The following is a 13,066-nucleotide window of genomic DNA, read 5'->3' as shown; positions in this document are numbered from 1 at the left end:
AGTTGGGGGAATGAATTTCGGTGAAAACGCCGAGGCGGCGGACACGGTTTGCGATGAGGTGGGCGTACTGACCACCAAAATCGAGAACGGCAATAGTATCTACATTCTTCATACGGGGCGAAAGATAGAAAAAAAGCGTTTACATCGTAGTACAGTGTGATTAAAACAACACTTAATTTTTTTAACATCCCCCTAGTATTTAAAGAATTTGTTCAAAAAACTATATTCGGCGGCGGGTATAGAATGATAAGGATCTTAGCACTAATTTTAGTACTGTCTTTTTCCGCATTGGCCGACGTTGTACCGGTCAAGGCCACTAGAGCCTCCGCTACCATGCCGAAACTGGGTGAAGTAAATTACAGCACCCGTAATCTCATTGACAATTCCGCCAGCACCGTCTGGGCAGCCCCCTTCCAGATGCAGTCCATCTTTGTTGAACTGAAGGTGGACGCCCACGAAATCAGCGCCCTCCACATTCTGAACGGTTACCGCAAGAATCAGCACCTGTACGAAAGCAACAGCCGTGCAAAGACCATCAAGATTTACGTGAACAACAAGAAGAACCTGGTGAAGACTGTTACCTTGAAGGATCTTCCCTGGGAATACTGCTTTGGCGAGTTCGACGCCGAGGGCTGCAAGAACTTCTTGAAGAGCACCGAATATTCCGAAATCGTTGACCAGTACCAGTCTACGGCCTGTAACGATATCTGCCAGCCTTTGGACTATTCCGAAGAAGTCCTTTTCTCGCCGGCCCTCCGTGATGTGAAGATCCTGATCATCCAGATCGAATCCATCTACCCGGGCAAGAAGTGGAACGACCTGGTAATTTCTGAAATCTCCCTGGAAGGCTATGCCCAGAGCCCTGTGAAGAGCGGCTATGTTCCCGAATGGGGAACGGTGGTGGATGCCCGCGATGGCCAGGAGTACAAGACCTTGAAGGTTGGCCAGAAGAACTGGCTTGCCCAGAATCTTGCTTATGCCGACGAAGGCAGCAACTGCTTTGAAAAGGTGAAGGGTTCCCGCTGCTCCGAGAAGGGTAGAATTTATTCTGAATCCTCCGTGGACGACGGCCTTTGCCCCCTGGGTTACCGCCTGCCCACCAAGGACGAGTTCCTGGAGTTCAACAAGTTTATTCGTAACCATTCCTCCGAGGCTGTCCAGAGCTACAGCGACCTGTTTGTAACGGACAAGTCCTCCAACAGCTTCGGTATGAACTTCTACAATCTGGATGGCCTCTGCAGCTGCTTTGACGCGGGCTGCGATGGCGATCCCTTCGAAGGTCTTATCGACACCTTGTATGCAAAGTATCACTCCAAGGATGCCGAAAAGCCGGGCGAAACAGCCTTCTGGGTCAAGCCCTTCAAGGCCGAAGGCATGGAAGAGGATATTCCATTTATGCGTTTCAGCGCCGCAAATGGAGCCTATGTTCCCCAAGGCGAACTGTTCGGCTGCTTCCGTAACGGTGGTAGCGAACACCGCAAGGAATTCTTCGTTCGTTGCATCGAAGAATAAAAAAGTGAAACTTTTTGTTTCGTTTTTGCAACTTTTTTGATTCTCCTGTCATCTAATTGGTTGACATTAAAAAACAACATAGTTACCTTTGATCGTGTAACCAATAAGGAGAAAATCATGAAGAAATTCATTACCGTAATGGCTTTGGCTTGTGGCCTCGCTGTTCCGTCTTTTGCTCAGTTCGGCGCATCTTTGTCCTCTTTTGAACCCCAGTCTGTTGAAGGCGTTCATCGTCGTCCCCATAACGACCCTCCTCCTCCGCCTCCTCGTCCGCGTCCGGAACCGCACCACGGTCATTCCATTCTTTCACCGGATAGCCCGATCCGCATTGGTGGTCGTCTCGCTATCGGTATCGGTGATGCTGATGGCCTTGGCCAGATTAACGTAGATATGGGTGGTGCCCTGCATGTTCAGATCATGCCCATGATTTACGTCGCACCGGAAGTGAACTTCTCCATTCGAAACTTCGCCAAGACTTACGAAACTACCAAGTATTTCGCTGGTGGCAGAACCGAATTCGAAGACAGCTTTACCCAGCTGTTGCTTGAAATTCCCCTTCTGGGCCGTTTCCAGCCTGTACCTTTCATCTTCTTTGAAAGTGGTTTCAAGCTTGGTGTGAATATGGCTAGCTTCTATTCCGATGATTACGTGACCTATTATTCTAATGGCGATGTCTATGACCGCGGCTCCTATGATATTGGTGACTGGGAACCGAGCCCCATCAACTTCTCCTTCATTCTCGGTGCCGGTGGTACTGTCCGTTCCGAAGGTCGTTGGGTTGACGTTGGTCTCCGCTTCGGCTTTGACCTGAACAGCACCAAGTTCGATTTCGCTATTGACGACGCCGGTCACAAGCATGTCGTTGGTGAAGGTCATCCTTGGACTGTCCAGTTCCAGGCAACCTACCTCCTCTAATATAAGAGACTGTGTTTGACTAAGTCCCGCTCGTTGAGCGGGATTTTTTTATTTTTGGCCCCATGGATTCTTTGTCCGAATTTTTAACCTTTGCAAATTCGCCTACGCTCGCCCTGTTCCAGAAGGTTCAGGGTGAAGCCATCCATGTGAATGGGGCTTCTGTCCCGCTGGCTTCCATGATGGTGGCTGCAAGGTTTCTGAAAAATCCAAGCCACATTTTGGTGGTGGCCAAGGATTACCGCAGTGCAGAAACCTGGGTTGAAAATTTGGAAAGTATGGTGGGGGAGACTTTTGTCCGTTTCTTCCCGTCCATCGGTTTGAAGCCTTACGAAAAGAAGGTGCCTTTTGAGGGTGTTCTGGAAGAACGTTTGAAGTTTTTCCGGGACCTAGAAAAGAATGAGTCCCCCTTTATAACCGTGTGCCCTTTGGATGCTCTGATGGCGCGCCTTCCTGCGCCGGGATTTGTTGCCCGTGGTTCCAGGAATTTGAAGGTGGGGGACGTTTTTGAACCTAGTACTTTACGCCCTTGGTTCCTGGACCATGGTTTCGTGGAACAGCCTGTGGTGAGCGGGGTGGGTGAATTCTCCATTCGCGGCTGCATTGTGGACGTAAACTGCCTGCTATATCCCCATCCCATTCGTATTGAATTCTTTGGTGATGAAATTGAATCCATAAGATCTTTTGACATCTTTACCCAGCGTTCTGTGGAGCAGATGAATAGCGTTCAGCTGTTCCCCATGGGTGAATTTGTGGTTCCCGAGAAGGAAGTTGCCTTGCGCGGTGGCGATGCGGCCGGACTTTGGTGGCAACGTAGCCGTTTTGAAAAGCTTGAGAAGAGCCTGTTGGATTACTTGCCCAAGGCTGCCCTTGTTTTCGAGGAACTTTCCCTGCTTTCGGAAACTGCTTCCAAGTACTACCTGAATTACGAATCTGTTTTCCACGAATTGCGCCAGGTGGAGGCGGACGCGGTTCCGCCTAGCGATATCTGGTTCAAGATCGGGGACTTGTCCCGCAGTTTCGTGGGGCGCGCCTCCATGGACGTTACCCGCGTCAACGTAAACGACGGGAACTGGCATGAACTCCATTGCCGCGTGCAGGATTTTTCCTCCAACGGTACGGATGCGGTGGCCAAGCAGATCGAGGAGTTTGCCGCCGCTGGCGGTCGGGTCTTTGTGGTGGCGCCAACGCCTGGTGGCCTGAATCGCTTGAAGCAGGTCTTTGAAGACTTGCCCATCGAGGAATACATCCAGGGCAATCTTTCCGAAGGTTTCTGGCTTGAAGAAGACAATATCGCCTTCCTGACGGAAACTCGTATTTTCAACCGCCATTCCAACAAGGCACGCAAGCGCAAGATTTCCGGTTCCGTAACGGGCGCGCTGATGATCGAATCCTTGAACCGCGGCGATTATGTGGCTCATGAGGATCACGGTGTGGGTAAGTACCTGGGCCTTGTCCGTGTTGAAGTCAACGGCGGCATGGTGGACTGCGCCCTTCTGGAATACGAGGGTGGCGACAAGCTGAAGTTCCCGGTGGCGGACCTCCAGAAGATTGAACGTCTGGAAAATTCCGAGACTCCTCCCAAGCTGGATAAGCTGGGCAGCAAGACTTGGGAAAACCTGAAGAAGCGTGTCAAGCAGAAGGTAATCCAGATTGCCCGCGAACTGGTGGAACTGTACGCCAAGCGCGAACTTATCGAGGGTTTCGATTTCCCGCCCGACGGGAAACTGCAGAAGGAATTTGAAGAGGCTTTCGAATACGAGCCCACGCCTGACCAGGTGAAGGCTACCGCGGATATTAAGCGGGATATGGAAAGCCGTCGCCCCATGGACCGCTTGATTTGCGGCGACGTGGGTTTTGGTAAGACCGAGGTGGCCATGCGTGCTGCCTTCAAATGCGTCGTGAGCCGTAAACAGGTGGTGCTTCTGGTGCCTACAACGATTTTGGCGGCGCAGCATTACGAAAACTTCATGGATCGTTTTGCGGGCTTCGGCGTGAACCTGGCTCTTGTGAACCGCTATAAGACTGCCAAGGAAAAGAAGGAAATCTTCAAGCAGGTTTCAGAAGGGAAGGTGGATATTCTGATTGGTACCCACGCCCTGCTTTCTGAAAAGAACCAGTTCAAGGATCTTGGCCTTCTGATTATTGATGAAGAACAGAAGTTCGGCGTGAAGCAGAAGGAAAAGCTTCGCGAGATGCGCCTTGCGGTGGATACCTTGAGCATGAGCGCAACGCCGATTCCCCGTTCTCTGCATTTGAGCATGACGGGGGTTCGCGATATTTCTCTCATCAATACTCCGCCCATCAACCGCTTGCCTGTTGAAACCAAGCTGATGAAGCGTGATGATGAGGTCTTGAAGAACGCTATTCTGGATGAACTTGCCCGCGGTGGTCAGGTGTTCATTGTCAATGACCGAGTTCAGAGCATTTATCATTTGGCTGATGATATTGAGGCTATGGTTCCTCATGCGACCATCGGTGTGGCTCACGGACAGATGAACGACCGCGACCTGGAAAATGCAATGGAATCCTTCATTTCCAGAAAGTTCGACATTTTGATCAGTACCAGCATTATCGAATCCGGCTTGGATGTTCCTAATGCTAATACAATCATCATTATGAATGCCCACCACTTTGGTATCAGTCAGTTGTACCAGATGCGTGGACGTGTGGGCCGTAGCAGCGTGCTTGCAAAGGCTTTCCTAGTGATACCGAACAAGCATGAGATTTCTGCGGAATCCATGAGGCGCTTGCAGGCTCTGGAACAGTTTACGGATTTGGGTAGCGGCTACCAGCTGGCTATGCGTGATTTGGAAATTCGCGGTGCCGGTAACTTGCTGGGTCAGGAACAGCACGGCTTTATTGCAGAAGTGGGCTTTGAAACCTATGTGCGCTTGGTGAAGGAAGCGGTGGAAATGCTCCGCGGCGGTCCCAGCGAAAAGCCCATCCAGACTCGCGTGGAAATTGGTGTGGATGCCTACCTGCCGGAAGACTACATCGAAGATGGTCTTACCCGAATTTCTATGTACCAGCGTATTGCACGCGTTTCACATACGGATGAAATTGAAAGTATTCAGCAGGAACTTCTGGACCGTTTCGGCCCTGTGCCTGAGCCTGCCAAGATGCTTTTGCTGGTAACGGAAATCGGTTTGCTGGCTGGGCGACTCCGTATTCAAGGTCTTGTGCAGCGCAAGGGAATGCTGGCCGCCACCTTCGCGGAATTCCCGCCTCCCGACCCCCGCATCATCAGCGAGATGTACGGTGCGACCCAGTTCCCCATGCGCATCATGGGCGGCTCGCCGTTGCAGGTGGTCATCGAGCTGGGCAAGGGCAACAATGTGGAACTTGCCGCACGGGCCCTCAAGGAATTCCGGGCTTTCTCCGTTATACGCGTCCAGGCTGCAACCATACAGCCCAAGAACCCGCTGCTGGCCGGCATCGGTGAAAGCTAATAGTTTCGTGTTAGGGATGCGCGAAAATGCGCAAAAGCCTGTATGGAAATGCGCGGCTTAAACAGCGCTGTTGTAGAGCGCTACTACTTGCATTAAGCGATTCTGGATTTGATTTGCGACAGTGCTTGCCGCAATAGAATCCGTGGATTTTGTTTCTGCGGAAGTGCCTGCGGGGATCATCACGAAGCTTTCGTCGGCGTCGGTCTCGAACCTTACCCGCGTCTGGGGAATTTCTTTAATTGCTGCCGCGGTAGATTTCTTGCGGAAGGAATCTACATGCAGGGAGAAGATGGCTCTGTCGCCGAAGTCTTTAAGAATTGCCTTGGCCGCAGAAATGTCTCCGCCGAATCGATGGAAAACAACCTGCGTCGCAGAACTTGCTGCGGTTTCAATTGCTGTCCCCGTCGCGGTTCCTGCAGCAGTGTTTCCGCCGCCGAACCCGACGGCTTCGAGAATTTCCACGACTCTCAAGTAATCGCCCACGCAGTGGATGTGCAGCGTACGCCCCAGCTCCTTGGCAAGCTGCGCTTGCCTGCGGAACACCTGTTCCTGCACGCCCCCCGGTTCATAATCGTCAAAACGCTTGTCCAGGCCGCATTCGCCCACTTGTGCGTTGGGATGCTGCTTTAAAATTTCAATGAGACGTCCCCACTCGCCCTCGGAAACCTTGGTGGCGATCATGGGATGTATGCCAAAAGCGCGAGTTTCACCCATTTCAAGGGATTTTTCCCATTCCCAGGGCTCGCAAGCTATATTGTTGTAGCTTGTGCCGGCCTGTTTTAGCAGGTTTGCCACCTCTGCAGGGTGGGGTAGGCGGCTCAGGTGAAGGTGAAAATCGTACATGGGCTAGAATATATCCTATAAAGCCCCGTTATAAACGTAAAAAACTGAAAAAAAACTTGTTTTTCATAAAGAAAAAGCCTAATTTAAGGGCGTAACTGATGTTAAATGCATAAATAAAGGAGTTTATTATGCGTGATTTGCTGGAAAAGGCATTGAACAAGGGTCTTAGTGTTTCTTTTTCTAATGAAAACGGTTTTTCCGTGATTCGTATTTGCAAGGGTTCCGAAGTTGTGGCCAGCTGCAGCCTCGGTTCCGGCGACTTCCGCACTAGCGTCGAAGACTCCCTCCAGTCCCTCATGATGGACCTGGACCGCAAGGGCATTTAACGAAATCTGAGATTTCGTAATTTCGAATTACAAATTACGATTTACGAGATCTCGGTTTGCGAATTCAAAAAATTGAGAAAAAAGTCGGGCGCAGAGCTCGGCTTTTTTGTTTTTTAAAAACAGTGCAAATAAAAAGGCTTCCGGACGAACCGGAAGCTTTTTCTCTCAAAACGTCTGTCAAGTACGCGCTGTGTTCTTTACGTAAGCACGAGTGAACGCAGGTAGTTTTCTTGACGAACGACGAGTGCGTTAATTAATACGACCAACGAGGTTGCCGGAGAGCATGAGGTCACGAGTGCAACCGAAGTTGTGGAGACCAGCAGACAGGCTGAAGCGGTTGGTGAATGCCTTTTCAAGATAGACAGCGCCGAGAACGTCCTTCACGTGCTTAGGATCGGTGGTAGCACCGTAGAAGTCCTTGTACTTGTAACGATCAGGTACTGCTTCCAATTCAACAAGGATGCGGTCTACGACAGAAGTGTAGATGGCAACGCCAGCGGTAATGGGGGTGACGAGGTCGTCGGTTATGTCCATTGCTGCTGCTTCGAGGAAGATGTCGAAGTTCTTATTGATCGGGAGGTTGAACTTGGCGGAAATATTGTGCTTGATGTCTGCGTCGTAGTCGTAGATGGCGTCGAAGAGGTTGCTACGATAAGCCAACTGGACCTTCAGGAGAGCGATGCTTTCGAGGCCGTGGAAGTTGAATGCTGCACGGAGGTCGCCCTTGTTGAGGTTGGTGGACTTGCTGATCAAGGAGAGGTAGACGTCCATGTTGTCGGTCGGTGTGAAGCCGAACTGCAACTGGTTTTCCGGATCCTGGGTAGAGAGGAAGCCGGCGTTGTAACCGTCAACATAGCCACCGAAGTAGTCGCCGCTCTTGTCGGTGTTGTCCCAACGACCCACCTTGAAGGTGAAGTATTCGGTGCCCTGCTGAGCCCAAACTTCGTCCAGAGAGAAGTAGTCGTTAGCGGTCTTGCCTTCGCGGATTGCCTTCTTCTTGGCAGCCTTGTTTGCTTCGTCTTCGGCATTGAGAGCGAGGTCGCCCGGGTAGAATGCCACGCCGATCTTGCCCTTGAAGTCGTCGGTTTCTGCGAGGACTGCAAAGTTGGCTTCGCCACTCCAGGTTTCGAAGTTGTCATTGTATGCGTCATTTTCGGAGTCCCAGAATACCTTGCCTGCTTCCAATTCAAAGTCAGCATTGATATCGAAGTTGACCTTGCCTGCAGACATGACCGCATTTTCGATCATCTTCTTTTTCTTGCGCATCTTCTTGGCCTTGGCGGGCTTTGCCGGTGCGGCAGCGACGACCGTTGCCGGTGCGGTAGCTTCAGCTGCGGGTGCGGCAGCGACTTCTGCTGGTGCGGCAGCTTCAGCGGCGGGTGCAGCGGCTTCGGCAGCAGGAGCTTCTACGGCTGCGGGGGCAGGAGCGGCTTCTGCTTCAGCAACGGGAGCCGGTGCTTCGGCAGCAGGTGCAGCAGCTTCAGCGGCAGGTGCAGCAGCTTCGGCAGCAGGTGCGGCAGCTTCAGCGGCGGGTGCGGCAGCTTCAGCAGCGGGAGCAGCGACTTCGGCAGCCGGAGCGGCGGCCTGTGCTGCGGGGGCAGCTTCCTGAGCAAATGCAGCAGCAGCCAGGATGCAAGAGGCGAGGAACATTTTCTTCATAACGGAACTCCTTTCACTAATTCCACTACCAAAGTTTAGTAAAAAAAACTTTCACTTAGCAATTTGTCTATGATTTTTCATATAAAAAGCTAATTTTACACCCCAAAGAGGTTTTGTTTTGAAGAAAATTTTAATTGTTGCGCTTTTTTTGATGGCAAACTTTGTTTTTGCCCAGAGTAGTCTTTCCGTTTTCAAGAAAGTTCAAGGCCAGGTTGATGAAGCTAATGTTGCTGGTTCCCTGGTTTTTACCGACTGGATTAAGGAACTTCCCATTCCCCAGGATTCCGTCAAGAAGGTGACCATTAAAAAGGAAAAGGTCCCTGTTCTGGATAAGAAGGGTCGCCCGGTCAAGGACAAGAAGGGCAAGCCCAAGATGAAGGTCAAGAAGACCCGTATCATCCAGTGGGAATACGTGGAACCTTCCGAACCGCCCCGCTTCGTTCCCATCCAGTGTAAGTTCGGTGATGTGTGGGTTAAGCGCGCCGACCTGGCCCGCTTCCAGCAGGCATCTGCCGATATCAGTGGTGAATATGCTTCTTCTACCGGTAGTGTTACCCTCAAGAAGTCTCCCACCAATCCTCGTCTCTTTACCATCGTTATTCAGAATGGTCCCTTCGGCGGCCGTGCAGAATTCGAAGCCAGTAACGTGGAATACCGCGAATCTAACGGCTTTGGCCGCATGACCTATACTGAACTGGGCTGCACCATCGATCTCGCTATTTCCAATCGCCAGGTGAAGATCGCCCAGAACGGCTGCGAAGAATATAACGTCGACCGTTACACACTCTCTGGCGAATACAAGACTTTCAAGGGCAACAACCGTAAGGTTGAAACCTTCAACTTCCCGGAACAGGCCTTTACCTACAAGCGCTTCAAGTGGTGCGATAGCGGCTTTGATTCCTGCAAGGAAGAAAAGGATGAAAACGGAAAGGTGACCATCACCTGGAGTAAGGGCGGCAACGGCTTTATTGAACGTAAGGCTGGCGACGAAATCCACACTTACCGTCCCTTCGAACACGTCATTCCTCACAAGCGCGACTTCTTCAAGGGTGAAAAGCCCTTCGTCATCAAGACCAAGCGTACTGACATCAGCGGCGAATGGTGGATCTGGTACTTCTATCCGAAGGCTGAACGATTCAAGATGGTCCGTGCAGGTATGCGCGATGACATCGCCCAGATGGAAATTTACGAGTAATGAACAAGGCTATTGAGCAGTCCCGCATTTTGTTCTTGGATACTGGCGCTGTAGTGCGTCTGCTTCAGATGCATCCAGACTTTTATCCGGTGGTGTCAGAAGTGTTGGACTATGCCTACGAGAAAAGCATAACCTTGTTGACCTCTTCTGTTACCTTGTTCGAACTTTCCCAGAAAGCCTGCGTGGCGGGGGAGGGCGTACTTGCCCGTCAGTACCGCGAGTTCTTTGAGAATTCCCAGAATGTCAAGCTCTGCGAAATGAATGGCGAAATTGCTGTGAAGGCTGCGGAACTTTTTGCTGCAGCCAGCAAGACGAACCATAAGTTGACAGAATCCGAGGCGCAACGTCTGGCTACAGCCTATGTGAACGGCGCCGATTGCATCCTAACCGAAAATGCGAACTTTGCAAGCGCTACGGATATTCCCGTAGTAACCCTGGACGAAGTTTAATTTCTCTTTTGAAATGGGCCCTGCAATGGGGCTTTTTTTTATATGGCGACATTTGCAGATAATCCTTTGTCTAATGTTATATTTTGGAAAAATGGAGCATGTTATGAATTTGTACAGACGTTTTGCTTTGGGAACTTTGTGTGGCTTTATGACATTGGCGCTGAGTGCCTGTGGCGACAAGGGGACTTCTGCTGGAGCCATTGATAATGGTTGCCCGGATGGTGGCCCTTGTATGGAATACGACGCCGAGGCCAACACCCTTAAGGATCTTCGCGACAAGCAGGTCTATAAGACTGTAACCATTGGCGAACAGACCTGGATGGCCCAGAACATGAACTACAAGATTTCTAGACACAGTTGGTGCTATGATGACTATAGTGGCAACTGTGAAGAATTTGGACTGTTGTATGACTGGGCAGCGGCCATGAATGCATGCCCTGACGGATGGCGCTTACCTTCGGATGATGATTGGTATGAACTATTTGAAAATACGAATGGTATTGGCAAAAATGGAAAAACCATGAAATCAACCAGTGGCTGGGATGATGATGGAAATGGGGAAGACTCTTTTGGGTTCACCGTCTTGCCCGGTGGTGATCGTAGTTCCGATGCTCGATATGTGAAAAAAGGTGCTTATGCTTTTCTCTGGTCCGCATCGGAAAAAGATGATAATTATGCCTATGCTTGGCGTTATGGCTACGATGAGCCCCATGCGGGTCATAGCTTTGATTTCAAAACGTCAGGACTTAGTGTGCGTTGCTTAATGAACGACTAATAAATCAAGTCTTTTTTAATGGATAATTTGTGAGGCTGAACCTATGCGGGTTCAGTCTTTTTTCTATCTTTTAATCGTAAAATTTACTGGAGTTAATATGCCTAACTACTCTACCGTTATTGGTCTCGAAATCCATTGCCAGCTCGCTACCAAGACTAAGATGTTCTGCGGTTGCGAAATTGAAGTGAACACCAGCCCCAACAAGCACGTTTGCCCGGTTTGCCTGGGTATGCCTGGTGCAATGCCTGTTCCTAACAAGAAGGCTGTGGAATACGCCATTCGTCTCGGTCTCGCTCTGAACTGCGAAATCGACCTGAACGCCATGTGGACCCGTAAGAACTATTTCTACCCGGACCTTCCCAAGGGTTATCAGATTACCCAGACTGGCGGTCTTCCGGTATATGACCATCCCATCTGCAAGAATGGCTGGCTGGAAATCATCAAAGCCGACGGCACCAAGAAGCGCGTGGGCATTACCCGTATCCATATGGAAGAAGACGCCGGTAAGCTCATTCACGACATGAGCCCCACCGACTCTCATTTCGATGCAAACCGCTGCGGTACTCCGCTTTGCGAAATCGTCACGGAACCGGACATCCGTAGCCCGGAAGAAGCCGTTCTCGTTCTCAAGAAGATCAAGCAGACTCTGGAATATACCCGCGTCTCCAACGCCAACATGGAAAACGGCAACATGCGCTGCGACGGTAACATTTCCCTCCGCGCTTCCGAAGACGCACCTTTCGGCACTCGTGCAGAAATCAAGAACCTGAACAGCTTCACCAACCTTGAAAAGGCCTTGAACGCCGAATACTACCTGCAGTCCGCTACTCTGGACGCTGGCAAGGAAGTGGAACAGTGCACCAAGCGTTACGACCCCAACGCCGACAAGACTATCGTCATCCGCTCTAAGGAAGACGCTCACGACTATAAGTACTTCCCGGAACCGGACATGGTACGCCTCGTCACCGATCCCGCCTTCGTGGAAGAAATCCGCCGCACCCTTCCGGAACTGCCGGATGCCCGCCGCGCCCGCTTCATGAACGACCTCGGCGTATCCGAATACGATGCCCAGGTGCTTACCGACGACCGCGACATCAGCGACTGGTTCGACACCGCTTCCAAGAACTGCAAGAACGGTAAGGTCCTGGCCAACTGGGTCATTACCGAACTTCTCGCCAAGATGAAGGATCTTGAAGGCGGTCTCGCCGACCTGAAGATCAAGCCGGAACAGCTTTGCGCCCTGGTGAACCTGATCGAAGACAAGACCATCAACGGTAAGATTGCAAAGACCGTATTTGCCGACATGTTTGAAACCGGTAAGGATCCTGCAGACATCGTTAAGGAAAAGGGCCTTGTACAGGTGGCAGACACTGGCGCTATCGAAGCCATCGTTCGCGAAGTCTGCGCTGCAAACGCTGCCCAGTTCGCAGAATTCAAGGCCGGTAAGGTTGCTCTGAAGGGCTTCCTCGTTGGTATGACCATGCGCAAGTCTGGCGGTAAGGCCAACCCGGGTATGGTGAACGAAATCCTTGATAAGCTGGCTCAGGAATAAACGCGGTTAGATTGCCACGTCGCTTCGCTCCTCGCAATGACACGGAATCGAGCTCTCGGCATTCTCGCTTTTGCAATCGCCTGCGTCGTACTGACGCCGGCGGTTTCATCAGCGTCAGTAGATAAGCTGGACCGCTATGACTCCGCGCATGTGAATACCTTGAACATGACGGATGAGGAAATTGCAGCTGCTTTAGGCGTTGACTCGGCAAAGCTTGCTCAGGGACCGAGCCTGCAGGAACTGAACGAAGAAAATCCAAGCTATATCAAGCGCGAGTATAACCATAAACAGCAAGTTGTAGTTGGCAGTGTGGTGATGTTCTGCGTGGCCCTGGCCATGGTGCTGATGAACAATTATAACCCTTCGCGCTGACAGAAACCTGCATAAACTC

The 13,066-nt window shown here is 51.1% G+C and carries 11 protein-coding genes; 9 read left to right on the top strand and 2 right to left on the bottom strand.

What is annotated here, in order from left to right; all coding sequences use genetic code 11:
• Positions 1–288: 288 nt before the first annotated feature.
• From MJZ25_15735 to mfd, 3 genes are all read left to right on the top strand, one after another.
• On the top strand, positions 289–1,512 hold the full coding sequence (locus tag MJZ25_15735; protein ID MCQ2125626.1) for a hypothetical protein: 1,224 nt from the start codon (positions 289–291) through the stop codon (positions 1,510–1,512).
• A 117-nt stretch (positions 1,513–1,629) separates the two neighbouring features.
• Complete coding sequence (locus MJZ25_15730) at positions 1,630–2,427, top strand: PorT family protein (GenBank protein MCQ2125625.1); 798 nt, start codon at positions 1,630–1,632, stop codon at positions 2,425–2,427.
• Positions 2,428–2,489: 62 nt separating this feature from the next.
• The gene (mfd, locus tag MJZ25_15725) at positions 2,490–5,876 is read left to right on the top strand and encodes a transcription-repair coupling factor (protein MCQ2125624.1); all 3,387 of its coding nucleotides are present in this window, start codon (positions 2,490–2,492) and stop codon (positions 5,874–5,876) included.
• A gap of 57 nt (positions 5,877–5,933) precedes the next feature.
• On the opposite strand, the gene MJZ25_15720 is transcribed toward mfd, so the two are convergent.
• Complete coding sequence (locus MJZ25_15720) at positions 5,934–6,719, bottom strand: TatD family hydrolase (GenBank protein MCQ2125623.1); 786 nt, start codon at positions 6,717–6,719, stop codon at positions 5,934–5,936.
• A gap of 128 nt (positions 6,720–6,847) precedes the next feature.
• On the opposite strand from MJZ25_15720, the gene MJZ25_15715 reads away from it, so the two are divergent.
• A complete protein-coding gene (locus MJZ25_15715; GenBank protein ID MCQ2125622.1) occupies positions 6,848–7,045 on the top strand; it encodes a hypothetical protein in 198 nt (65 codons plus the stop codon).
• A gap of 249 nt (positions 7,046–7,294) precedes the next feature.
• Here the strand turns inward: MJZ25_15715 and MJZ25_15710 are convergent, their stop codons facing one another.
• Positions 7,295–8,704 carry a hypothetical protein gene (locus MJZ25_15710; protein ID MCQ2125621.1) on the bottom strand — a complete coding sequence of 470 codons (1,410 nt, stop codon included), beginning with the start codon at positions 8,702–8,704 and terminating at the stop codon, positions 7,295–7,297.
• 118 nt (positions 8,705–8,822) lie between these two features.
• Between MJZ25_15710 and MJZ25_15705 the strand changes: the two genes are divergently transcribed.
• The 5 genes from MJZ25_15705 to MJZ25_15685 all read left to right on the top strand — a co-directional run bounded on the left by MJZ25_15705 (position 8,823) and on the right by MJZ25_15685 (position 13,047).
• Positions 8,823–9,899 carry a hypothetical protein gene (locus tag MJZ25_15705; protein MCQ2125620.1) on the top strand — a complete coding sequence of 359 codons (1,077 nt, stop codon included), beginning with the start codon at positions 8,823–8,825 and terminating at the stop codon, positions 9,897–9,899.
• A complete protein-coding gene (locus MJZ25_15700) occupies positions 9,899–10,348 on the top strand; it encodes a PIN domain-containing protein (GenBank protein ID MCQ2125619.1) in 450 nt (149 codons plus the stop codon). The genes MJZ25_15705 and MJZ25_15700 overlap by 1 nt, the downstream gene beginning before the upstream one ends.
• Positions 10,349–10,451: 103 nt before the next feature.
• Positions 10,452–11,123 (top strand): fibrobacter succinogenes major paralogous domain-containing protein, encoded by a 672-nt coding sequence (locus tag MJZ25_15695; GenBank protein ID MCQ2125618.1) that lies wholly within the window; start codon positions 10,452–10,454, stop codon positions 11,121–11,123.
• Between the two features lie 97 nt (positions 11,124–11,220).
• On the top strand, positions 11,221–12,675 hold the full coding sequence (gatB, locus tag MJZ25_15690; protein MCQ2125617.1) for an Asp-tRNA(Asn)/Glu-tRNA(Gln) amidotransferase subunit GatB: 1,455 nt from the start codon (positions 11,221–11,223) through the stop codon (positions 12,673–12,675).
• A 36-nt stretch (positions 12,676–12,711) separates the two neighbouring features.
• Positions 12,712–13,047 carry a hypothetical protein gene (locus tag MJZ25_15685; protein MCQ2125616.1) on the top strand — a complete coding sequence of 112 codons (336 nt, stop codon included), beginning with the start codon at positions 12,712–12,714 and terminating at the stop codon, positions 13,045–13,047.
• The last annotated feature ends 19 nt before the right edge of the window (positions 13,048–13,066 follow it).

Origin of the sequence: Fibrobacter sp., assembly GCA_024399065.1 — a bacterium.
In the GTDB taxonomy this organism is placed as follows: domain Bacteria; phylum Fibrobacterota; class Fibrobacteria; order Fibrobacterales; family Fibrobacteraceae; genus Fibrobacter.
The sequence above is the reverse complement of the archived record's forward strand: the minus strand, read 5'-3'. Positions and strand labels throughout refer to the sequence as shown.